The sequence below is a fragment of the Methylacidiphilum sp. Yel genome, assembly GCF_004421185.1.
In the GTDB taxonomy this organism is placed as follows: Bacteria; Verrucomicrobiota; Verrucomicrobiia; order Methylacidiphilales; family Methylacidiphilaceae; genus Methylacidiphilum.
The window spans coordinates 17,412-40,316 of record NZ_LXQB01000004.1 but is presented as its reverse complement, the minus strand read 5'-3'; the positions used below and the strand labels follow the sequence as shown (position 1 = coordinate 40,316).

At 39.4% G+C, this 22,905-nt stretch carries 20 protein-coding genes; 3 read left to right on the top strand and 17 right to left on the bottom strand.

Going from position 1 to position 22,905, the window contains the following annotated elements; genetic code table 11:
- Positions 1-1,154 precede the first annotated feature (1,154 nt).
- From A7Q09_RS00705 to A7Q09_RS00695, 3 genes are all read right to left on the bottom strand, one after another.
- The gene (locus tag A7Q09_RS00705; protein ID WP_244228431.1) at positions 1,155-1,787 is read right to left on the bottom strand and encodes a C40 family peptidase; all 633 of its coding nucleotides are present in this window, start codon (positions 1,785-1,787) and stop codon (positions 1,155-1,157) included.
- Between the two features lie 175 nt (positions 1,788-1,962).
- Positions 1,963-2,820 (bottom strand): transglutaminase family protein, encoded by an 858-nt coding sequence (locus tag A7Q09_RS00700; protein ID WP_134389413.1) that lies wholly within the window; start codon positions 2,818-2,820, stop codon positions 1,963-1,965.
- Between the two features lie 9 nt (positions 2,821-2,829).
- Complete coding sequence (locus tag A7Q09_RS00695) at positions 2,830-5,235, bottom strand: circularly permuted type 2 ATP-grasp protein (protein ID WP_244228430.1); 2,406 nt, start codon at positions 5,233-5,235, stop codon at positions 2,830-2,832.
- A gap of 349 nt (positions 5,236-5,584) precedes the next feature.
- Here A7Q09_RS00695 and A7Q09_RS11385 point away from each other — a divergent pair, with 349 nt between their 5' ends.
- The gene (locus A7Q09_RS11385) at positions 5,585-5,779 is read left to right on the top strand and encodes an alpha-E domain-containing protein (protein WP_134389412.1); all 195 of its coding nucleotides are present in this window, start codon (positions 5,585-5,587) and stop codon (positions 5,777-5,779) included.
- On the top strand, positions 5,698-6,027 hold the full coding sequence (locus tag A7Q09_RS10365) for a hypothetical protein (protein WP_166791873.1): 330 nt from the start codon (positions 5,698-5,700) through the stop codon (positions 6,025-6,027). The genes A7Q09_RS11385 and A7Q09_RS10365 overlap by 82 nt, the downstream gene beginning before the upstream one ends.
- Positions 6,028-6,195: 168 nt before the next feature.
- On the opposite strand, the gene A7Q09_RS00680 is transcribed toward A7Q09_RS10365, so the two are convergent.
- The 11 genes from A7Q09_RS00680 to A7Q09_RS00635 form a co-directional block, all read right to left on the bottom strand.
- A complete protein-coding gene (locus A7Q09_RS00680; protein ID WP_134389411.1) occupies positions 6,196-7,710 on the bottom strand; it encodes a circularly permuted type 2 ATP-grasp protein in 1,515 nt (504 codons plus the stop codon).
- Positions 7,711-8,139: 429 nt separating this feature from the next.
- Positions 8,140-10,311, bottom strand: coding sequence for a site-2 protease family protein (locus A7Q09_RS00675; RefSeq protein WP_134389416.1), 2,172 nt, complete (start codon positions 10,309-10,311; stop codon positions 8,140-8,142).
- 74 nt (positions 10,312-10,385) lie between these two features.
- Positions 10,386-10,559 (bottom strand): hypothetical protein, encoded by a 174-nt coding sequence (locus A7Q09_RS10360; RefSeq protein WP_166791876.1) that lies wholly within the window; start codon positions 10,557-10,559, stop codon positions 10,386-10,388.
- Between the two features lie 152 nt (positions 10,560-10,711).
- On the bottom strand, positions 10,712-11,632 hold the full coding sequence (locus tag A7Q09_RS00670) for an efflux RND transporter periplasmic adaptor subunit (protein ID WP_134389410.1): 921 nt from the start codon (positions 11,630-11,632) through the stop codon (positions 10,712-10,714).
- 77 nt (positions 11,633-11,709) lie between these two features.
- Entirely contained in the window at positions 11,710-13,839 is a 2,130-nt protein-coding gene (locus A7Q09_RS00665) for an efflux RND transporter periplasmic adaptor subunit (protein ID WP_134389415.1), read from the bottom strand.
- Positions 13,840-13,877: 38 nt separating this feature from the next.
- Entirely contained in the window at positions 13,878-14,183 is a 306-nt protein-coding gene (locus A7Q09_RS00660; protein ID WP_134389409.1) for a PqqD family protein, read from the bottom strand.
- A 14-nt stretch (positions 14,184-14,197) separates the two neighbouring features.
- Positions 14,198-15,214 carry a radical SAM/SPASM domain-containing protein gene (locus tag A7Q09_RS00655; protein ID WP_134389408.1) on the bottom strand — a complete coding sequence of 339 codons (1,017 nt, stop codon included), beginning with the start codon at positions 15,212-15,214 and terminating at the stop codon, positions 14,198-14,200.
- Entirely contained in the window at positions 15,214-16,101 is an 888-nt protein-coding gene (locus A7Q09_RS00650; RefSeq protein WP_134389407.1) for a hypothetical protein, read from the bottom strand. Before A7Q09_RS00650 ends, A7Q09_RS00655 begins: the two co-directional genes overlap by 1 nt.
- A 33-nt stretch (positions 16,102-16,134) precedes the next feature.
- Positions 16,135-16,326, bottom strand: a complete 192-nt coding sequence (locus A7Q09_RS00645; protein WP_134389406.1) for a hypothetical protein — start codon at positions 16,324-16,326, stop codon at positions 16,135-16,137.
- Positions 16,327-16,381: 55 nt separating this feature from the next.
- Positions 16,382-16,774, bottom strand: a complete 393-nt coding sequence (locus A7Q09_RS00640; RefSeq protein ID WP_134389405.1) for a hypothetical protein — start codon at positions 16,772-16,774, stop codon at positions 16,382-16,384.
- A gap of 97 nt (positions 16,775-16,871) precedes the next feature.
- Positions 16,872-17,216: a hypothetical protein gene (locus A7Q09_RS00635; RefSeq protein ID WP_134389404.1), complete on the bottom strand. Its 345-nt coding sequence runs from the start codon at positions 17,214-17,216 to the stop codon at positions 16,872-16,874.
- Between the two features lie 185 nt (positions 17,217-17,401).
- Here A7Q09_RS00635 and A7Q09_RS00630 point away from each other — a divergent pair, with 185 nt between their 5' ends.
- Entirely contained in the window at positions 17,402-18,631 is a 1,230-nt protein-coding gene (locus A7Q09_RS00630; RefSeq protein WP_134389403.1) for a nucleotidyltransferase family protein, read from the top strand.
- Positions 18,632-19,416: 785 nt separating this feature from the next.
- On the opposite strand, the gene A7Q09_RS00625 is transcribed toward A7Q09_RS00630, so the two are convergent.
- From A7Q09_RS00625 to A7Q09_RS00615, 3 genes are read right to left on the bottom strand one after another with little or no spacing between them, the layout of a single operon-like run.
- Positions 19,417-19,929: an NADH-quinone oxidoreductase subunit B family protein gene (locus A7Q09_RS00625; protein ID WP_134389402.1), complete on the bottom strand. Its 513-nt coding sequence runs from the start codon at positions 19,927-19,929 to the stop codon at positions 19,417-19,419.
- 14 nt (positions 19,930-19,943) lie between these two features.
- Positions 19,944-21,470, bottom strand: a complete 1,527-nt coding sequence (locus A7Q09_RS00620) for an NADH-quinone oxidoreductase subunit C (RefSeq protein ID WP_134389401.1) — start codon at positions 21,468-21,470, stop codon at positions 19,944-19,946.
- Between the two features lie 4 nt (positions 21,471-21,474).
- On the bottom strand, positions 21,475-22,905 hold the full coding sequence (locus tag A7Q09_RS00615; protein ID WP_134389400.1) for a hydrogenase 4 subunit F: 1,431 nt from the start codon (positions 22,903-22,905) through the stop codon (positions 21,475-21,477).

The window sequence follows — 22,905 nt, the reverse complement described above, 5'->3', positions numbered from 1 at the left end:
TTTCCGCTGGAGCCTCCGTTCCGGTCGGTTCCAGTTCTGGCGAAAAAGCCTTTGGAAGAGCAAAAGCTTCCCTAAGGCAACTACCTGATCCTAGAGGCAAGAAAAAAATCTCTCCGCGGTAGAGGCCGTCTGCGCTTAGAAGGCGCTTACCCAAGTGGAGCGGGCCTTTAGGAAGTTAAAAGATGTCCTAGAGATGCCTCCGATCTATCCCCATGATCCGATAGCCCGTCCAGGCCCATGGCTTTGTCGCCGCCTTGGCCTTCTTGCTTGACCGGCTATTGGAGAAAAAACTTAAAGCAGCCAAACTCCCCTTTTCCCCCGAAGAGGTCCTGACTCACCTACGCACCGTCCAAAGACGCCCGAGGCAGACATCGCTGGCACCAAACACCGCGGAGTCACGGCGGGAAACCAACATGGGCGGCCGGATCCTTTCCGCCCTCCGAATTGGCTTCATGGAGCCTTGGAAACCCAAAAATAACTCCTAAAACCCTCACATAGTGACACATTGAAAAAAAAGCTCGTTGATAATCAGCACATTACAAAAGTTTCACCAAACATGGGTTAGGCAAACGCTTACTATATAGAGTAGCAACTGCCCGATTGAAAACAGCAGAAAACAAAAAAAGATATGTATGCAACTTTGTAACAATGATTATACTCAAGGAAAAAGTATGATTTAATCATTTTTGCAAAGAAATATCACAAGCATTGCCTTACATTTATTGTGGATTTGAATACGGCTTACGGATATGTGGGAAAGCCATCGTGTGTTGCTTGGCATGATAATGATTAATAATACATTGATAATACATTGACTTTGCAACCCAAGATGATAAACGGTCTTTTTTTTCAGAACTGGAAATATTACATTAATTACATTAGGATACTTTAGGGCAGTTCGTAATTTGTTTTCAAGATTCTCTAATTTCTCCATCAACCTTTCTTTTTTTAAACATTCCTCTCTTCCTTATAAGTTAACTTTGGAATTTAAAAGATACTTATGGATTCACACAACCGCAAAAATGATAGGAGCAATACGCGATCTTCTATTATTATAGTTTAATGATGTGCTTTCATAATACTTCCATGAGATATTTTTTTCTTTTCTAGAGTCTTTTTAGCTTATATAAACGACTTTTCCCCCTTTTTTTAAGCTAATTTTCTTCCAATGTTTCTATCCCAGGAATTTTTCCATAGCCGATAAACTTTGTGGAACCATTCAGATGATAATGAGGATTTGCAAATTTCATAAAAAGATCAAAAACACTAACTCCCCATCTTCTTTTTCCATGATAGGTTCGCCCATCACTTGAACCAACCATTACCGGTTCTCCCGTTTGTTTTTCGTGGCCAAGATAAATCATGACATGAGTAATGGGTGGATCATTAGCAGTCGGATAAGTTCCTATCCAGAAAAGAAGATCACCAGGCTTCAGTTCAGATAATTCAAAACTTCCTTGGTTATTACTCAACACTGCCTTGAATAATCCTTCTTTTCTGACCCAAGAATAGATTTGAGAAGCACTTCGCGGAACGTCCTTTAATCCTATCTGGCTAAGAAGATAATAAATAAAGCCAGAACAATCCATTCCTCCTTCCTTTGGATCGGCTGATCCATAAAGGTAGGTCAAGTTTTGGTGGGTCAAAGCCAAAGCTTTTGTAATGAGGAGTTGAATAGGTTTTGATAACTTTGGAAATTCGATCAGATCTTCTGGTTCCAAAGAGGCATTAGGGAAGACATCCGCAGGTTGAGCAGAATTAGAAGATGGAGAAGCAGCAACAGGCAAATCAAACCAACTAAAAACAATCCATAGAATTAAGAAGAAAAAAAAAATTCATCATCTGAACTACAATGCAAAGAATTTTCTAATAATTAAAGAGTTTTGCAGCCAATTTTTACATTTTTTTTCTTGCCGAAAAGAATTCAACCAATCCAGCCGCACTGATTGTTCCACAATACTCTCAAACCCTTTCCACTTGAATGGCAACATTCAACTCCTGCCCATGATACCCTTTGAAGATCCCACGTAGCGGAGCCACATCATCATAGTCTCTACCGACAGCTATTTGAATATGATATTCTCCTTCAACCGTATTGTTTGTGGGATCGAATCCAACCCATTTCTTATTAGGTAGATAGACTTCGACCCAAGCATGCGTTGCCACCCCAATTGGTTGTTTTAGAGAAGATTCTTCTTTGATTGGCTCTATATATCCACTTACATATCGAGCTGGAATCCCCGTAGAACGAAGGACAGCAATCATCAGATGGCTATAGTCCTGACAAACTCCCTTTCTCAGTTTCAACAGATCGGATACAGAGGTAGAAATATCAGTTGTTCCAGGTGCATAGGAAAGAAATTGATGTATGAATTGGTTCAGTTCGAGCAATGCCTCAATCAATGGTTTCTCTCTTTGAAAGATCTTTGAGCTGAGTTCTTTTGTTTCCGAAAGCAGAGAAATATATTTTGATGGCAGCAGAAAATCAAACAGTTCAAATCTTTCAAAGCCATAAATAATCAATGCTTCACTAACGCTAAGATTAACACCCCCAAGGGGATCTGGATACGGATGGGTTAGAACGATGCTTTTGGTCTCAACGATTAATCGGTTATGTTTAAAAGGAATACTAAAAAATGAGGTCTTATTCCCAAAATAATCGGTATAAAAATAAATAGGCACAGAAGGCGAAAGTATCATTTCGTGGCTTAAAACCGTTTGTCGAATGCAATTTTGTGGATGGCATCTTAGTTCAGAAAATGATTCCAGTGCAGCTGCTGTATACACGTATTCGGTCCTATGGGATATAGAAAATTTCATTGGGAATGATCAATCAGTTACATATTTTCCTTCATCCACGGCCACATGTTCATAGGTCGATTGATGGGTCAGATACTCATCAGAAAGGAGAGAATGAAATTCATAAAATTCCTTTTCTATCTCTCCAATCTTCTGTTTAAATTGGATAATGTTTTCTATGTCTTTCTCTTGGTTTGAACCAATTTCATCCGCCCATCGCTTCAATTTTGCCACCATATACCGAACAAATGAAAGGGGTTTTTGTGAGATATTTTGAATCCTTTCAGTGAATTGAAGCATCGCTTCGATCTGTCTCAAACAAAAAGAGATTGAACGAGGGAATTGCCTATCAAAGAGAAGAAGTTCGATGAGATTCTTTGGAGAAAAGGGATAATGATAAAGACTTCTGTAAGCATATAAGGCCGATGTAAGCTTAAGTATCCATTCCATGACAACCTGAAGGAAAAACCCTCGGAACAAAGCCTCCTTTTTTTCTGTGATCTTTGTACACAGTTTGATTAAATGAAGAGTAAACTTTCCTTTTTCGTAAAATGTTCCAATCTGAAAAAACTTCCAAAGCTCGTTGCGCAGAAGATGTTCATTAATGATAGCAAGGAGTCTGTCTGATCCTATAGAAAATTCGTTTAAGCTTTGATCATAATTAATAGACGATTTTACATGAGGTTGAGTTTGAAGGCTAAAAAAGAGTGAGCTGAGGGCAACCCAAACTTCAGGAGGAAGGGAGTCACGAATTTTTCTTCCATTTTCATAACATTTCGATATACAGCTGACCACTGAATCGTACCAATCTGTTCCAGTAAAGAAAGATGAAAAAAGTGTCGAAAAATCTTTAGATCCTATTGAATGAAAAGAAGTAGAAAGAATTACAAAATAACCGAGGACTTCTGAGAAAAGATTTTGAAAAGCGTCCTCACTCTCTCCTTTCATTGCCTCATCTCCAAAGGATCGAACTGTCAGTAGCATGTGGTTAAGTTGCATGCTTCTAGTCAGATATCGTCCCATCCAGTACATCGATTCAGCTACTCGGCTTAAAGGAGCAATGCGACTTCTCACAGAAACATTGACACATGCATTTACATTTGGAAAAGTCCAAGAATTTTCCTGTAAAAGCCAGATGTCTTTATAGAAAGCTAACTGATTTTTGTCCTGAAATGTCATATCTGCAATAACTTTTCCAAACATAATTGGCAGCAACTCAGGCTTCCCATTTTTAACAACACCAAAAAGGACCAAAGCAGCCGGTTTATGTGAAAGGGTAGTACGATAAAAAGAAGGGAATTTCTTCAACCGAGGCTTTTTTTGAATGACCAAGGATCTACAATCAAATCGAGAAATTGTCTTATCATCCTTTCCAAGTAGCTTTTCTAAAGCTACACTATGTCCATTCCTGTCTTTTAGGAAATAATCTTGCAAGCTGTCCAGAAATAGAGAAAAGACATCAGGATCATAAGCTGGATAAGTAGGCAAAGAATTGAGCAGCGGTTTTTCTCCCAAATAATATCGGATCATTTTCGAGCCATAAGATTGAAGGAGTGGATCGGTAGTAACCCCGCACCCAGCTGCATTGATGAGTCTAAGAGTTGCTTTACGCAGACACCAGAAAAGCCCAGCTATCCCTTCTTGCGCCCCACAACGGGTTGCAATTGGATCAAGCAAACAATCAGGGAGTCTTCGAAAAAGAATGTTAATCGGTTCAAGTCCACTTAACGTTTTCGCATAAAGCTTTCCTTGCAAAACAACAAGATCAGAGGGTAAAAACATTGGAATGCCCATCCTTCTAGCCAATATCGCTGCTTCCCAATCCTCAGCCGTAGCTGCCACAATTGCTATCTGAGAATTATTATCATCTGATAGATTCTGGCTAGAAGCTTCTAGCATCCTCTCGGGAAGACCAGTTAAAGGCATAATTTCCAAACCCTCAAATAGCTGCGGCAAAGCCTCTTTGAGTCCTTTCCTAATTTCTTCTGAAAGCATGAGGTTGCGGGGCTGTTCCATTTCGTCTCTCAATACAACCCATTTCCCATTTTCTTCTTTTGCTACTTCACAGGAATAAATGTAGAAATATTCTCCACCAGGAGGTTCTAAACCCACGCATTCACGCCTATATTGGTCGGAAGAAAGAAAAGGTTCAAAGGGAATGACTTTATCTTTAAAAATCGATTTTTCAAAGTAAAGGTCTTTTAAAAACCTTCGCCAAGCCGACATCCTCTGTTCCACTCCTACTCGAATCTCCATCCAATCATCCACAGATAGCACCATAGGCCATGGATCAATACAATAATCTAGGTTCTCTTCATATGGAGAAGGACAGATCCCGTTCAGTTTAAAATAAAGAGATAGAGATTGCTGGGCTTTTTCTAAGCTCTCTTCATCAAGGAAAGCTACGTTCTTCAAAATATTTTTCCAAATGATCACAGTTTGAAATGTTTATTATTGTTAAGCAGTTGCTTTGAAAAATTTAAAAAGAAAAAATAAAAAAAATTGTGCAACGTTCTTAACAAAAAGCTGACAAAAGGTGTTGATGGATCGAATTGCATGCGATTTGAATTTCTAGAAACAATTTTTTTTTTTGTCTTCTGATGAAAGTTCTTTCTGGCAAGAATCAACAATTTTTCCCAAAAGCTCTTTGGTTGTTGATTGAGCCATCTCTAGTATCCACTTTTGGGAGATTATTCCAAAACAGTCCATAAGTTTTTCCAATTGTGATAGAATCGAATAGGGATACTTGTTAGCAATTAATATAAAAGAAGCGATCTGATCAACTGTGTACCTGTTTTTTCTTTTGTTTGACTGCGAGAATCCCTTATCTGCATTGTCTTCCCTGTTTTCAGCCAGAGAAAACGCGAAAATTTTGAGAGATATTCTTCCTGTGGCGCTTTGGGAGCAACTAAACGAGGCTATTTTCTTCTTTCTTCGACCACAGTCACTTCGAGTCTGCAACCTTCTCATTATCCATTGATTACATCGACTATTGAAAAAATGCTCTTGTTTGCTCAGCTGGAATGCTACCTTTTCGAAGAGGATGAACTCTGGGCATGGTTAAGAATAGGTGAATACATTGAAAAAATTGGAAATTTTGCAGCCTTGCTTTTCGCCTACGATCCGAGGGAAACAGGTCTAAAAGAAAGAGCGAATTTAGAAAAGCTTCCCACTCCTCAAAAGAAGGGTTGTCCTTGTTTAGGAAAAAAGTGGGATTGGCTTCGTTAAGCTTCCGCATTCCTTTTTTGATTCTTTGCCAACAATAGTTCCATTTTTCTTGACTTGCTTCCAAACCATATCCCAGATAGCTTTTACCTATATTCAAACTAAATAAGGCTCTTTCCATGTATCTGGTCATCCAATAAATATTTTCTAGGCGATGATCAATCATAAGCTTTACCATCCCTCCTCTTCAATGATCCATGTATCTTTGCTTCCCCCTCCTTGAGAAGAATTGACTATAAAAGAATCCCAGCTTATAGCTACTCGTGTCAAACCTCCAGGGACAACCCTTGGTTCTTTGCCCATTAAGACAAAGGGACGCAAATCAACCCTTCGTGGTTCAATTCCCGAACCACTTATACAAGGTAGTTTCGAGAAATGGATCAGGGGCTGGGCAATATAATTTCGGGGATGGGCTAGAATTCCTTTTTTAAATTCTTCTCGCGTTTTAGAAGAACTTACCGGTCCAATGAGCATACCGAATCCTCCGGATTGATTGACTTCCTTGACAACCAACCTCTCAAGGTTGTCCACTACGAAAGCCTGTTGCTTGGGATCCACACATGAATAGGTTTCAATGTCCCTAAGGATGGGTTCTTCATTTAGATAATAACGGATCATTTTTGGAACATACGGGTAGATGGCTTTATCATCTCCGATGCCACAACCGGGGGCATTGATCAAACTAAGTCGACCTTCTATAAAAGAGCCAAAGAGTCCTTTTACTCCTATCAATGAATCCGGCCGAAATGCGACAGGATCCAAGAAGCTTTCTTCGATGCGTCTATAAAGAATCGATATCCTTTTTTTATGGCTCTTAGATTTTAAATAAAGAGTTGCATTTTCAACAATAAGATCTTTGGGCTCAACAAGTGGAATTCCCATCTGATTTGCCAAGAATGCATGTTCAAAATAGGCAGAATTATAAGGACCTGGAGTCAGAACCGCTGCAACTGGTTCTTGAGAATCCTCAGAAGGATGAAGATCGAAAAGGGTTTTTAAAAGTACTGTGGGATAAGATTCTATAGGCAAAGGTTTTTTGAGAAGATCAAAGAAAAAAGGACAGCTTTCCTTTAAAACTTTTCTGCAATTGAGCATATAGGCAGCTCCACTTGGGATCCTAAGATTATCTTCGAGTACGAGAAAATTTCCATTTTCGTCCCTGATCAGATCATAGCCACAAATCGCAGCGTAGATGCCCCTTGGCACTTTCACTCCGATCATTTGAGGAAGATAACCTAAAGAGCTTAAGACAAGTGCTTGGTCAACACCCTTTTCTTTTAGAATCCGTTGCTTTCCATAAACATCTTCTATAAATAGATTCAAGGCCACTGTTCTTTGAATAAGTCCTCTTTGGATCTTGTCCCATTCACTTTTGAGGATCAGTCTTGGAAGAATATCAAAAGGGAAAATTCTTTTTTCGATTTTCTCTTTGGCGTTTTTTAGTACAAAGTAAACACCAAGCTGCCGTAACCTCTCATTTGCTGCATTCTGTGCACTGAGTAATCTATCCCTTCCAACCGGTGAAAGGATAAGCTCCCACAGAGCTTTATATTCTTTTTTCGGTTTCCCCCTTGGATCTAAGGATTCATCTGGGCCATCTAAAAGTAGTTTTCTATAATTCTGAAAATCAAATCGCTTATCCTTTTCTCCATTTGCTTGAGAAATCTGAGGCATTGGTACTCCCATTTTTTTTCTTAAAGCAAAACTTGGACCAAAGCCTATTAGAAATTAAAAAAATGACTCTGCAGAATTTTTCCTATTCCTTATACCATATAGTGTATTATCCTCTTTTTTAGTGTTGATTGCCCTTAGTCATGGTACTTAAGGATACATAGCAGCATGCTGTTTTACAAAGCCTTCCTTTGGTGTCCTTTCTCCCAATGCAGGACAAGAGAGTGGTTGTATAACAGATGCATCAAGAAGGCGTCTATATTTTCCAGAGGCACTATTAGTTTTATTGATAAGGCAGGCTTTTTCCCACTACCATGGATGGCAATGTAATGAGCCTGTGATTTGAAGCTGCAGGAGTGGACCACCGATATGAGGAGCAATCAAATCCAATTGGAGTTTAAAGCAAGCAACAGTTGCGATGTCTTCTGATTGGGATCTATCAATCTATTCTTCAGATTTATTAAAAAGAAGAGCAGTCAAAAACCGGTAGATTTTTTTGCCAAGTATCGTTTTTCTACCTTTAATCACAAGTTTGGCCCTCAATCCTTCCACCATAAATTGAGAAGGACTTTCCACAGGAATATAGGCAAAATAAAAAGGATTTTTTTCATATTCTTTTTTTATACTCGAAGGAATTAGCGGAACTTTTCCTCCAAAAGGAATAAGATGACCAGGATCAAATTCAGAGACTTCTGCCATTTTTTGGCTCACATGAGCAACATGACTATGAAATATTTTTTTTGTGCTAATCCATATTCCTTTGACCTCAGCCCCAGGATAGACGATCCTAGATTGGGATTGATTCAGGGGTGCTACAAAGGAAAAATGATGCATGTCCCTAATTTTGAGAATGGTTTCTCCGGCTTTAAAATATCTTCCTTTCAAAGATTCCACATTCGGACTAACAATGATGCCATCAACAGATGAGCGGAGAAAAAGCTGTTCTTTCTTTTTCAAAAAATAATCGTAACGAGTTTTCATTACTTGAATTTCTTTGGATTTAGAGGCCTCTTCATCCTTTTGTTGAAATGTTCTTTTGTTTGAGAACCCAACCATTTTCAAGGCTAAATCAAGTCTTGCAAGCTGCGTCTCAGTCTCAACTTTGTCATTTCTTAGTTTCAATAGCGGTTGACCTGGTTTTACTTGTTCACCACTATAGACCCATATCTCCTGGACAAGACCGCCATCTGGACTGGCTACATTTTGTCCGAAATCTGATCGAATCACTCCCACCGTTTGGACCTTTTCTCTTACAGGGACCATACAAAGTATGCCCAAAGCAATCCCTCCTATGGCAACCCATTGGAGCTTGCTGGCGTTCTTTTTTATGCCTTTGGCTTTAGTGATCATCAAGAGGGGTTGAAAGAAAATCCTTAATAAAATAGCCATTACAAAAGCAATCTCTAAAGAAAATCCTAAAAATTCGCCTATTCTTTCCAAGCCTATCGGCGTAAGAAAATTTCTAACAACTTGGCCTATGGAATGACAAAGATAAGCCATATAGACAGTAGCCAGAATGGAATAACCAAAAAAGATCCATTCCTTTTTGGCCTCATTTTTTTTCCCTTGATTAGATGGATCTTTATATCCTAAAAGCCATTCCTGGAGTTTTGCTGTGCAATACACAAAAGATTTCTCCCGAAGATTTGGTATTTCAAGCAGATCAACTAATGCATAATAGCCATCAAACTTCATCAAAGGATTGAAATTAAAAAAAAGGGTCGTCACACTAGCAGTAACCATAAGGTTAAAGGCAAGATTTTTTGCTAGACCTAAGGGAAGAAAAACCCAAAAATAACTGGCTATAGAGGCAACAATCAACTCTGTATAAACTCCAGCCAAGCTAACAAAAATCCTCGCTTTCTTATCCGGAATCACCCAGCTATCTGAAGCATCCACATACCCTACTGGAATAAAAAAGAATAAGCCTACACCCATCTCATGAATCTCTCCTCCAAATCGCCGGCATGTCGTCGCATGTCCAAACTCATGAAGGCTCTTGTCAATGACTATGGCTAAATAAAGTAAGAATATATTTTGCGGAGAAAAAAACTGGATCTGATTGGTTATAAAAGTAGAGCGATGGAAAAAAAGAAAAAGAAGAGTTAAAAGCCAAAAACAAACGGTTAGCACTACCCCTTGAAAAGACCATAACCACCAAAGACGATGAACAATCCTGTCAAGCCAAGAAGAAGGACGAACAAGGGGAAATTTGATGAAAAAAATCCTTACAAAAATTTTGCTTAGCTGATGAAGAAAAGAAGAAGTTTTTCTGGGGAGTTGATCCATCCATTGGTTTACTGGCAATATTGTCAGATTCCTTCGACTAAGAATCGAAGCAAATCGCAACACTTCTGCTGGATTAATCCTTCGATGCGGCCAGTGAGCATTAAAAATTTCAGCTATTTCTTCTGTTGTTCTTTTCCCATCGAAAAGGGTGGCAAGAAAAGCTTCCTGAGGAGGGAACCTATAATAGGAAAGTCCCAAGGGGTCTTTGACAATATAGTAGGTTTTGTTACCAAAATTTTGTTTCTGAAAAATTAGATCGGTTCTTAATCTATAAGGAACAATTTTTTCTTTTGTCGTTGACTGCTGACTGAACTCTCCTAAACTCATCGTAAAAATCAATTAATCTCTCGAAAGCTGACCCCTAATACAAATGTCTACTTAGCAAGAGAGGGGCCTTATTATTAATTATCTCTGGCTTCCGCAAATCCTCTTTTCAGTAATAGGTGTCTTATCATGGCTGTCTTCTTTATACCTGCTTGCTGATCAATTGTTTTGGGTGCAAAAACACCATCAGACTTAGCATCCAAAACCATTCGAATGACATCTTTCCTAGTCGATTCTTTTTCTATTGACATTTAATTGTTGAGAAAAAATGAATGCAACTAGTTTTTGTAGCAGTAAAATTGAAGTTTTCCCCCTATCCTTCTGACTTCTAGAGAAGAAAAAGGATTTTGAATAAGAAAAATAGTAAACTCAAAAAAAACCTCTAAGTAAATACTGGCTTTTTTCATCGGATCTTTTCTCCCACATTCAAGCCTATAGCCGGAGAATGAGAAGGGAATTCCTTTTTATCCTCGGGTATTACGACCTCAGCAGTAATTCCCGCAACAACTTCTTTTGAGGCAGGCATCACCAATTTTACTCTAAAAGTCCCACTGGCAGGGTCAAGAAAGGGATCCACATATACAACGGTCGTGTCCACCATTTTCCCAGCAAAAGGTCCATCGACCAATTTAACAGAAAGTGTGTCTTTGGGATGCAATTTCCCAAAGTATTTTGATTCGCAATAAATCACCATCTGAAGCTCTGAAACATCGATCACTCTAGCGACTGGTTCCAATCTTTCGACGGACTCTCCCTCATTCCTTAATTTTTTAAAAAACACTCCTTCGATAGGTGAGCGAACTATTTTAGATTCTAGCCGATTCTGAGCCGTTATTAATAAAGCCCTAGCTTCTTTTAATTTATTTTGAGCCATCTGATAATTATATTTAGCCTCCTCAAATTGCTTAGGACTAACGATTTCTTCTTTGTAGAGAGCTTCGATTCTTTTAAATTCCACTTCTGCCTTTTCAACCTCAGCTTCATGCACTCCAATCTCTGCCTCAGCCCTTGCAATCTCTGCTTTGTCTTCTTCACTGTTTAACTGTGCTAGGATATCGCCTTTTTTGACATATGCTCCTTCTTCAAAAAAAAACTTTTCGAGGATCCCAGAAGCCTTAGCACTCAGCCTTAGATCCGCAATGGGAAGAAGCACTGCTCGATAGGAACCTTTTTCTTCTAGTAGAGGCTCTAGGGATTCAGACTGTGTGGCTTCAGGGGTGTCTTTAAACAAATCCTCTCCTTTTAAAGCCATTTGCCACCAAAGCAAAAAAACGAAGCAAAAAAACAGAGAAAATACAATCCATTTTCTCGTTATGTTTTTCATTAAGTTAAGTCTTTCTTTTCTATAAAGAAATAAACTTCTGGTCGATCTCTTTTTTTCCCTACACACAATCTGAGATTCTACCAGAAAAAAACATGAATCCTTAGAAATCCAATAAGATCACGTAAAGCTATATGGGCTAGTGGCCTAAGCCCCACATAAACCTTCGCCTGACCACGCAGGCCTTTCTTCAAAAGTAACTGATCGATGTTTTTCTCTTCCCAAGGAATGATCAAAGAAAATTCATATTTTTTTCCTTCGATCTCTACCCCACTAATAAACTGGGAAATGGATCTTAAAAAAAGTCTATAACTTTTGGCTGGATCAGCAGCAAGTCGAAAAGACACTCCAAGGGGCTCTTTTTTACTTTCAAGCACTCTTCCTAGATATATAAAATCTTGTTCTCTTAAAGCAATCTTAACTTTCCAATATCTCGGATCAGCTAGTTGGACTAGAATTTCTCCGACTTGCGGTATATCCCCTCTCCGGGAGACTAAATTACTTGGCCCCATGACAACTCCGTCGATCGGGGCTCGAATAGAACAGTTATAAAAGTCATTATACAAACTTTTTAAAATCGCTTGTGATTTTAAGGCATTCAGCCTGGATAGCTGCATTGCTGTTTCCTGCTTCAAATTTTGAGCAAGGTCAGCTTCAGCGATATTTTTTTTGTAATCCTGTTCTACTTCTTTTATCTTAAGAAGAATATTTGTCGGATCCATCTGAATAAGCAGTGTCCCTTTCTTCACATAGTCTCCAATCTGGACATGGATCGATTCGATTTTTGCTGAGACCATGGCTGGAACTGATATTTCATAAGAAGGAATTAACACCGCATTACCCTTTATTTTCATTGGTAGAGGGAAAAAAGCTACAATTAGGATCAATGCAAGCAAAGAGGGATAAAAGACCAAAGGATTTAAAAGAGGATGATTCCTTGTCGTTTTGGAGAAAATCCAAAATTTTTTCTGCTTAAAATAGGCTCTGGCCACACATTTACCGCCAATAATAGCAATTTTTTGCAGGAGGCTAAATAAATCCAGACTAGGAATGATTTTTTCCTTTCCCTCCCAGCAAATAAACCCATAAATTCTTTGTTGCTGATCCATCAAAAGAAAAGCAGCCAGCCAATTCATAGGAATATTCTGAAAATAACGAATTATAGCCAAAGGCCTTTCCTTTGCTGCAGATTCCCTCATAGCAAAACCAATCCGAAGCGGGCCATAGTCCTTTCTTTCGACCGAAGTAATCTTCTGCTCTTCTATTGCTTGTGCTTCATCAAAAAACATAGCAAAAACTGATCTTTGCTGCTTCGGTGGTTTGTCTTGAAAATGATGAGGATTGGCAGCTTTGAAAAGGGCTATTCCAGCCTCTTTTAATAGAAGTGCTTGATCGGATTGCTTATGGATTTTCGAAAGAGAACTGACCGCTTTGAGTTCAAACACATTGGCTTTTTCAAAATCCTGAGTGGTTAAAAAAGAAAAACCTTTGCTTGTTAGGGGAACAGCAAAAAGACAGGTTCGATCGCAACCTGCGATTTCTCTCCCATAGTTGACAACTAAAAACTCTATTCTTTCTATATCGTTTTCCACAGCCAGTTCTTCAAGACATTTCAGATAGAGTCCATCGGAGGCATTGGGAAAAGAAGCTTGGGAATTTTGAAAAAGAAGTTTCCCAGCAAAAGCAAGCGTCTTTAAGCAATCACACAGAGTACTACTAAGCAAAGATAGCCATCTATAGCTTTGTTCAAGTACTTTTGTCTCTTCCAACCAGTAATGGACGACTCCCCACGGAGTATCTCCAAGCATCAGGTGGAAGAAAAGATGATGGAGACCTGTCGTATTGTAGCCTTGAAGTGTTTCATGTTGTGGATGATTAAAGTCTATGCCCGAGGGAGCCTTTGGTAAATAACAAGGGTGCTTTTCTAAAAAGGTTTTGTTGAACCATTGGATAAAAAAGACTCTCATCTCGTAATCAGTTTCCCACTGATTTGGCTCTAAGGAAGAAGACCAGACTATTTCCCAACGACCTCCAATAAGCCGCCCAATACGCATGCCCTTTATGCCGATGTTTAAAATAGAATACTGACTAACAATTACAAAAAGATCTTCCGGTTTTGAAAAAGAGCCAGAGAACGATAGAAGTCTTTCAAAAAAGGCATCTGGAGGCAGTGAAAAAAAAGAAAGCAATATATTGTTTTCACTTTCCATTATCACAAGCAATAAAACAATTTCTATGGAAGAAAAGACTAAGCCAGAGGATCCTTTTTCTGGTCTATTACCAAAAGGTTTTTTTCTATGAGTGTTTTGATTAAACAATCTATGTCGTTTTGAATTTGAAAAGGATCCTCTTCGAAATGCTCAAGCACCCATTTTTTTAATGCATTGACATCTCCACCATGGTCGATCAGTTTTTTCCACACAACCGTCCCATAGACATCCAGCCGATAATAATTCCAATCTAGCGTATTGAGAAGAATCAATTCATTTTCTATTTGTTCATAACTAATCCACTCTGGGACCTTCACTTTTTCACAAGAACTAGTAGCATCCATAGACAACCTCGTTTTTAAGAGCCGCAAGAGTGGCATTCTTTTTTGTTCGCCTCGGTGAATTTTCTCATCATCCTAGCAGCCACTAAAAAACTTTTACCATCCTTTTCCATAAAATATCCCCGCAGCTTTTCCACTAACTGCTGCTCATTCAAAATATCCAGGCAAAGATCGCAGATGCTCGAATAACGACTCCTTTCAGGAATATTGATCAAAGGGAACTTATCCTTTAGAATCCTGAATAGTCCGTAAGGGCCAAGCAGAGCAATGATTTCTAAGATTGGATCCTCCTTTGCTTTCAACAAAATTTCTCTTAAAGATTTTCTCCTAGCATCACCCAATACCAAAGGCGAATGATGGTTGGCATAATGAGAAGGCCCACAACAAGCAAAAACCCTACCATCATATTCAACCACCGGTGCTAAGATCACTCCGCATAGGCCTGTCGGAGGCGAATATGCCCAAAAAAAGTCTTCTTCTGGAAGGTTGTTGGCCCTACCCAGCTTTATAAGAGGGATCTTTTCTATTTGATATTGGATTTCACCTAAATCCGGTAGAGCTAAATCCTTTCCATTGAGGGAAGCAGGGGTAATGACAGTTCGAATGACTAAAGGAAGTTTCCACTGCCAGGCTGCTTTCGCCACCGCTTGTAATTTCCAGCCGTTTTTAAAAGCTAAATGATATTGATCCCAACTGATACAAAGCCTGTCTAGGCCTGCTTTTTTAGCTGCTTCGATGACTAAGAAAGCATGTTTTTCGGTTCGAACCCATCCACAGCCTGTTACAGCTGTCACTCCAAAGCCAAGGGCTTTGGCTTTAAGGATACACCGGATTAATATTTCGCTATTCAAAAAAGCTTCACCACCCGTAAAACTCACCACCGAGGTTAGTCCAACTGCCTCTTCCAGGATAGATAAAACAAAAGACTCCTCAAGCATTCCCTCTGACTGTGGCGAAGAATCCGTAATACAATGCGCACAGGCCAGTGGGCATTTTTTCCTAAGCATTATTCCCAAGACCGAATAAGTTATCATTATTGTCTTTTGCCATTAAAGATTAAGGACAAAATCATATGGCACACCTGCGGCAATGTTTCTATTTTTCCTTTCGGCAAATAAAGCCGATAGGTCTTCATTTGCGCTAACCATCCCAATATTTTCCTAGCCTGAATCTTTACATCTGGAAAATAAACACTGTTAAAAAAAAGATTTTGGAAAGCTTTCCCCGGTTCAACTTTTTCAATAAAAGGTTCTTCTTTTTCTGTCCACCTCAGAAAAAAAATGGTTTGAAGAGGAAGTATCTTCTCTGCTATCTTTCTTACTGGCTTTCCAATGTCTTCTTCTTTTCGATAGTTCCTAAGATAGGGATGAGACGGCACCACCAACGGTTCTTCTGCTTCCAAAACAAAACCAATCCGATCATCTGCAACTAGGTTATATCCCAAGTCTAGAAAAGCAGAAAGTAAGGTGGACTTTCCTCCCGATGAGCTGGCCACCAAGCCCACGGCTTGCGAATCCACCTCAAAAGCTCCGCCATGAAGAAAAAGAAGACGGCCTATTAATTGAGCAAAATGGGGTAAAACTAACTGATAAAGATAATATCGGAACTTATTATCTATAAATTGGGTACAATCTAAAGTGATTTGAGTCGATTGAATAGTAAATAAAAAATGTTCCCCAATGACAAATCTATCAGGGTTTTTTAAAAGTTTGACCGGCCCTATAGAAACAGAAAGATCTTTAGGATTGAAATCTGGCAAAGTCTCTACTATAGAAACGATTAAAGGAAAGCTTCCCCAAAGTAATAGACCGGCAGAAGGAAACTCTAGAAAATCACTGGATAATCCAATACCATAGCCTACTGCTTTACCCGAAAATTTAATGTTCCCACAAGGCTCCATCACGAATTTCTCAGTTGGCAAAATCCCTCTAAAAGACTTGAAAACATCCTACTCTTATAAGCCAACACTCGCCAATGCAGTTGCTGATAGAAGTTGAGCTCTTAGATCTGGAAACTGATTCGAAAAATGACTTAAATTTCCCAATGGAGAAAATTGGGGATGTTTCCACATAAATTTAATCTTTTCTTTGAGTTTTGCCTCAAAGATCTCCAGATTGATTAATGCCAAATTATGAGTTTCTTCCATCTTCTTTCCCTCCCATTCCATTTTTGTTTTTATTAACGACAACCTAACAAATCATTTAAATAACCGATAGCACAGTAATTAAAAGGGGACTGAGCAAATCGTTAATCAGTCCACTTGCTACATTCAAAACCCCATTAACGCCACTAAGCAAAGGTTGAAGATCCTTAGCTAAATTCAGATCTCCAATTTGAAGAGCAGCCTGTGGTCCTCCAACAGTTAGATGCAGATAAATCGGAAGCTGGCTTGTGCCTGGGTCGCTAAGTGGAGTAGAAACCTGGGTATGAATTACTGGTGAAAGAAGATTGTTTGGCTGTGTTGAAAATTCTCCAGGGAGATTTATATTCATCAAGTGGTGAGGAAGGGCAACTGCCGCAAAAAGCTCTCTCGATTCCAGTACTTCTATTTCAAAAAGCTTAGTATCCTCACAGTTAGTTAAATTTTCTTTCATTTTTTTCCTTTTTCCTCCTCTATAGTCCTTCGTTGAACTCTTAGCTACTGGGCTTCCCTTATCAGGAACAGGAAAGCCCAGAACTTTTTTGTTGTTTTTAAACAACTGCTAGAACTGAACTAAGCAATCCAGTTACTGTTCCCAATAATGGACTAACAACCTCACCTACCAATCCCACCACAGGAGTTGTTATAGTCGAAACTGTTGTCCCTATCGGTTGCACTAATCCTGATAAATTGGGTTGATTGACGTGTAGGGATAGATCGGCTGGAAGATTGACATTTAAAATAGGTTGTCCGTTGGTTGGATTATTCAGCTGTAAAGAAAGGTCCAAAGGCAAATTCAAGTTGATTAAATGATGTGGCACAGCAGCGGCAGCAAAAAGCTCTCGCGACTCCAAAGTTTCCATCTCAAATTGACTAAAATCTATCTCTGTATTCATTTAATTACCTCCTGTGTTAAGTTTGCTCTTTTAAAAAGATTAAGAGAGATTAAGTAAAATTTAAGTTTTAACACAAGCAAATTAGGGATGACAATTTTCTGAAAGAATATACAGTGTAAGCACTAATATATATCTAGTGCATCTGCCTATATTTAAGAAATAATTGTTGGAATTAATTGTTTATAATGAAAACCAAAAAAAAGAAAGAAAATAATTTCTTATTAAGCCCTGAACAAAATGCGCTGCTTCTTTTAAGCAATAAAATGCTTGATAATTTACAAAAAACAGAACTTTTAAAAATTCTTTCAAGACAAGATTTCGACTGGCATCAATTTTTCAAATTTTCCTTCCTGCATTCCTTATGGCCTATTGTTTATAATAAACTTAAAGATAACTTTCCTTTTCTTCTCCCCCCAGATATCGACCTAAAATTCTCTCTCCTGTATAAACACATTTTAAAAAGGAATTCATTGCTTTTGGATGAGTTTAAAAAAATACTGTTTCTCTTCCATGAGGATGGCATCCAAACAATATCCTTAAAAGGATTGGACCTTTGTCAAAGACTCTACGAAGATTTTTTTTCAAAAACCATCACCGATATCGACCTGCTAGTCCCAATCCCAGATATCCAAAAAGCTATCGTTCTCCTTCATTCCAAACTTGGGTACAATCCATACAACCCTTCTTCCTTCAAGCTTTCCTCCCTCTTTTTTTGGGAGAAAGATCTAACTTTAATAAAAAAAAATTTTGAAGAAGATCTGGCCCCATCCATTTGTGAGCTCCATTGGGCTCCCTGTTTTAATAGGGTATTGGACAAAAGATTTTTGGAATCAACCTGGGAAGAATCCTCCATGTCTGCTTTTGAGGGTATCCCCCTTCAAAGGATGCCTAAAGAAAATGAGCTTCTTTTTTTATTGGCTCATGGAAGCAAGCATCGATGGGAAAAATTGAGTTATCTTTTAGATCTTCATCAATTCATTTTGTGGGCAAACTTTTCTCAACAAGATTGGCAAAGAGTGATTGAAAAAGCTTTCCGCTTTGGTTGGAGCCGATTCTGTTTATTCGGACTGGCCTTGTCTAAAAAATATTATGAAAGTCCTATCCCTGAACCTATTCTTGAAGTTTTAGAAAGACATTGGATCAAAAGAGAAACTCTTTTTTCTGCGCCTCCAAAGTCTTCTTCTCTGCCCCTTATACGTCATGTTACACTTTTTGAACTCTTTGATTCTAAAAAAACAAAATGCTTATTTATCCTCAAATCCCTTCGTTTTCCCTCCTCAGAGATTGTAAAAACTTATCGGTTGCCTTCCTTTTTATCTTTCCTCTATATTCCCCTTTCAGCTTTTTTTACTATCCGTGGTTGGATCCAGAGAAACTGTAATTCTTTGAGAGAATTCATAAGAAGGGTCAAATGACCCATTGACCCCTTAATTAACAAAAGCTTCGCTGCATTAAGCCCGCGTTCAAGATAGCGACTCTCTATTTGACCATCTTCATTGCAAGCTATAGTGTTGCCTCACTCCAGTCCCAGACCGAATACGACAGCTTGGCTTCAACCGATAACGATCAATTGGTTTTGGGATTGAGCCAGAGCCAATGCTGAACTTGAGTATTGAGTCCATTCGAATAATGGCAACGCAGGAATACAACCTTATTCACGCTTAAGAGACCTTCTTGCAGTAGGTTAAAACAGGCAGGTAAATGCTTTTTGATAATCTAGCCTAGCATGCCTATCCAGCAAATGCTTTGCTGAAAACCTAGGTTAACTGATGTTGAGTCCGATACACAGCAAGGGAAATAGAACTGCGCATTGGATATTTTGCCACTCTTTGGCAGTCAAGTGATTTGTCTACTAACCAAGAATTTAGTATTCACCACTTAAAAACCATCAGAGCAATAATCAATTTTCTTAAATCATCTATCCGGCTAACTTTTTTCTGCCTTCATGTCGATAAAGGCACAGTTCAGCGCGCCCTAACAAGATACACAAAAGGCCTAAGCAAACACTTTCCATTAAGATAGAGCCATTTAGCATTCATCTTCTGTGTGGCTTGGCACTTCCAATCAATTTAAAGCCATAACAGATCAGCCGGTTGCAATGCGCCAGAATCCGTATCCTGACTTTCTCGCCTCCGATTCTATCCATCAGCTCAAAGAGAAAGACTTGCGCTTAAAATCAATTGTACCCACTCCTAAAAGTTCATTGTTCCATTAATAGGATCAATCCACGAAGAAGATCAATCGGTGAAGGTGGGCACCCATAGATCCAGAGGTCAACTGGTACAACATCACTTACTCCACCGCTCATGACTGCATAGCTCTGCCTAAAGACCCCACAGCCTGCAGCACAATCTCCAACAGCTACTACCCATTTAGGAATTGGAGTACAATCGTATGTTCTTTTTAAGGCTTCACTCATGTTTTTGGTCACAGGACCAGTAACTAGAAGTAGATCGGCATGCCTAGGCGAAGCCACAAAACGGATTCCAAATCTTTCAATATCATAAAAAGGATTGTTTAGAGCATGGATTTCTAATTCACAGCCATTACAAGACCCCGCATCCACCTCCCTTATAGCCAGGCTTCTTCCAAGTTTTTTTCTGCAGACTCCTTGCAAAGCTTCTGAAAGTTTAATCAGTTCGCTTTCTTTTTCAGTCGCAATCTTTTCTGTTAACATTCTTGGCCAAATATTTTTAAGAAAATAGCTTTTCATTTGGGTCTTCTTCCTTATAGATCATGTCCTGAATAAGAACAGTTGAAGGATTTATTACAAAGCGGAAAATCCGCGACAACCGCTCCAACAATAACCTTTTCAAGCAGCGGCCACTGAAACCAGGAAGGATCCCTTGGATGACAGCGGCTGATCTTTCCTTTTTCAATCTCTATCCATAGCAATATATCCCCACGAAAACTTTCTACGACAGCAAGTCCCTGCCCGCATACTTTTGACTCTTTAATTACTGAAAGGGTGCTTCCAGAAGGCAAATTATTCAAAATCTGTTCGATCAAAAAGCTACTCTGTTCAATTTCTAAGATCCGAATCCACACCCTCGCATTGACATCTCCTGCCTCTAACAAAGGGGATTCAAAGGAAAGTTTATCATAGGGAGGATACGCGAAGCATTTTCGGGCATCAAAGTTTCTTCCAGAAGCTCTTCCAATAAACCCACCAGCTCCAAAGAGCTTTGCAGATCGAGCATTCAATACCCCTGTGCCCACCGTCCTATCTTGTAAAGAGTTTTTTGAATCATAAAAATATTTTATAGAACAAAGTTCCTCGTTGATTTCTTCAAGAAGCCGATAGAGATTTTCTTTTCCTTCCTTGCTCAAATCTACTTTAAGCCCTCCTGGAACGATACTTCCCATCATCAATCTGTGTCCAAAAAAGTCTTTAGAAAACCGCAAAATTTTTTCTCTTAAAACAGCGCACCGACTCAAAATCCTTGGGAAAGCCGCATCATTACAGATTGCTCCAATATCCCCAAAGTGATTGGCCATCCTTTCCATTTCAGCCATCAGCGCTCTTAACCAAACAGCCCTTGGAGAAGGAGTTATTCCCATGGCTTCTTCAACAGCAAGCGCATAAGCATAGGAATAAGCAACGGTCGCATCACCAGAAATTCTAGCTGCAATTTCAGCCCCCCTTTCGATTGAAGCCTCAAAGAAAAGTTTTTCTATACCTTTATGGGTATAGCCTAGTCGTTCTTCCATACGCACAACTATTTCTCCTCCCATTGTGAATCGAAAATGACCAGGTTCAATGATGCCAGCATGGACAGGGCCTACAGGTATTTGGTGGAGATTTTCCCCTTCGGACAGAAAAAAAGGATAGGGTTTTTGTTCATCGGGGGGAAGGATATTTCCTAGAGGAAAACGCAATTGCCATTTTCCATGATCAAGCCATGGGCGATTGTCGAAGGAGCCTTCAGGGATTAATCCAAACAGATCATGAATAGTTCTTTCTAACCTGGCAGCCGAGGGAACCTCTATAGCTACCGAAGGAAATTTTCCTAGTGGTGTCTCCAGTTCTATTACTTGCAGCTTTGACTGAGACTCATCGAGAAGAACCATATTGACTTTTTGAGGCGAACCCCAAAGACCAAATAGAGTCCATTTTCCACTAGCTATCTCTTTGGAAAGCTCAATCCAACGTTCCTCACTGACTTTTTCCAAAGACCAATATTTCTTTCTCTTTCCAGCCTCAATCTCTATGGCTTCTTCTGTGAAATGCGGAGAAAGTTCTAGTTTTTTCATAAACTCATTTTAAAAGTAAAGAGGTATGTTTAAACCATTCCACCACATGCGGAGGAATGTAGATTCCAGCGATAAGGATAAGAAGAAAATGGCTCAACATAGGCAGATATAAAGAAGGGACCACAGTAGACGTCCCTTTTGGCTCTCCAAAAGCCACTTGAACAAGTTTGAGCAAGAGTGCTCCAAAGGCAATGATCAACCCGCAGGCAAGCAAAGCTGCAAGGAGTGGTGCTTTAGCAAAAGCTGAACTGAGGACTAAAAATTCACTCATAAACACTCCCATTGGTGGAAGACCGGCTATGGCAAGCACCCCAAATACAAGCCCCCAGCCCAGAACAGGATGACTCGCTGTTAATCCAGATAAATCAGCTATCTTCTGTGTCCTTTTAATCTGAGAGATGTAACCAATTGCAAAAAAAATCGCTGACTTAGTCAAGCTATGCATGCTCATATGCAAAAGCCCAGCAAAGTTAGCAAGCGCTCCGCCAATCCCAAAGGCAAAGGCAATAATTCCCATATGTTCAATCGATGAGTAAGCAAAAAGCCGTTTGATATCTCTTCGTTTGTAAAGCATAAGGGCAGCGAACAGTACCGAAGCAAGTCCCATAGACATTAAGAGTGGGCCTGCCTGCAAGGCATGTGGATTGGCAGCAAGAAGCATTTTAAACCGCAGGATCGCATATAGAGCCACATTAAGGAGCAACCCTGAAAGTACAGCAGAAATAGGGGTTGGACCTTCTGCATGCGCATCTGGCAACCAGGCGTGTAATGGAAACAGTCCCGCTTTTGTTCCATAACCCAGGAGAATGAAAACAAAGGCAATGTTCAGGAGAGAAGTATCAAGATTCGACGCATGGGAAAGGAGATTTGTCCATGCCATCGCCGACAATCCTTCTCCAATTGCTGGACGGGCAGAAATATAAAAAAGAAAGGTACCAAAGAGAGCCAGAGCTATACCCACTCCACCAAGGATGAAATATTTCCATGAAGCTTCAAGTGCTTCAGCTGTTCGGTAAATACCAACCATAAGAACCGTCGAAAGCGTAGCGATTTCAATAGCAACCCACATCAATCCTATGTTGTTGGAACAAAGCGCCAGATTCATCCCAAAAAGAAGCGATTGATACATCCCGTGATAAAATCTCAAGGAAACAGCGGATATATGCCCTGTCTTTATTTCATGAGCAATATAGTGTTGACTAAACAAAGCGGTCGTGAAGCCAACAAAGTTTGTCAGGAGGATAAAAACGATGTTGAGTTCATCTACAACAAAAAACAATCCAGCTGACTCTCTTTTGACAAGCAAAAGAAGGGAGCTAGCAAAAGAGAGAAAAGAAAAGAGGGTGTTTAAAAAGGATGAGATCCTATAGCTTCTGATCAGAGACAGCAGAAGTATTCCAATCAATGGAAAAAGAAGAATAGCTTTTAGGTACAT

Excerpts from the sequence above, each read along its gene's own strand:
- A7Q09_RS00700 (WP_134389413.1), bottom strand. The coding sequence starts at position 2,820 with ATGAAATTTTCTATATCCCATAGGACCGAATACGTGTATACAGCAGCT.
- A7Q09_RS00680 (WP_134389411.1), bottom strand. The coding sequence starts at position 7,710 with ATGGGAGTACCAATGCCTCAGATTTCTCAAGCAAATGGAGAAAAGGAT.
- A7Q09_RS00675 (WP_134389416.1), bottom strand. The coding sequence starts at position 10,311 with ATGAGTTTAGGAGAGTTCAGTCAGCAGTCAACGACAAAAGAAAAAATT.
- A7Q09_RS10360 (WP_166791876.1), bottom strand. The coding sequence starts at position 10,559 with ATGTCAATAGAAAAAGAATCGACTAGGAAAGATGTCATTCGAATGGTT.
- A7Q09_RS00670 (WP_134389410.1), bottom strand. The coding sequence starts at position 11,632 with ATGAAAAACATAACGAGAAAATGGATTGTATTTTCTCTGTTTTTTTGC.
- A7Q09_RS00665 (WP_134389415.1), bottom strand. The coding sequence starts at position 13,839 with ATGGAAAGTGAAAACAATATATTGCTTTCTTTTTTTTCACTGCCTCCA.
- A7Q09_RS00660 (WP_134389409.1), bottom strand. The coding sequence starts at position 14,183 with ATGGATGCTACTAGTTCTTGTGAAAAAGTGAAGGTCCCAGAGTGGATT.
- A7Q09_RS00655 (WP_134389408.1), bottom strand. The coding sequence starts at position 15,214 with ATGATAACTTATTCGGTCTTGGGAATAATGCTTAGGAAAAAATGCCCA.
- A7Q09_RS00645 (WP_134389406.1), bottom strand. The coding sequence starts at position 16,326 with ATGGAAGAAACTCATAATTTGGCATTAATCAATCTGGAGATCTTTGAG.
- A7Q09_RS00640 (WP_134389405.1), bottom strand. The coding sequence starts at position 16,774 with ATGAAAGAAAATTTAACTAACTGTGAGGATACTAAGCTTTTTGAAATA.
- A7Q09_RS00635 (WP_134389404.1), bottom strand. The coding sequence starts at position 17,216 with ATGAATACAGAGATAGATTTTAGTCAATTTGAGATGGAAACTTTGGAG.
- A7Q09_RS00630 (WP_134389403.1), top strand. The coding sequence starts at position 17,402 with ATGAAAACCAAAAAAAAGAAAGAAAATAATTTCTTATTAAGCCCTGAA.
- A7Q09_RS00625 (WP_134389402.1), bottom strand. The coding sequence starts at position 19,929 with ATGAAAAGCTATTTTCTTAAAAATATTTGGCCAAGAATGTTAACAGAA.
- A7Q09_RS00620 (WP_134389401.1), bottom strand. The coding sequence starts at position 21,470 with ATGAAAAAACTAGAACTTTCTCCGCATTTCACAGAAGAAGCCATAGAG.
- A7Q09_RS00615 (WP_134389400.1), bottom strand. The coding sequence starts at position 22,905 with ATGTACCTAAAAGCTATTCTTCTTTTTCCATTGATTGGAATACTTCTG.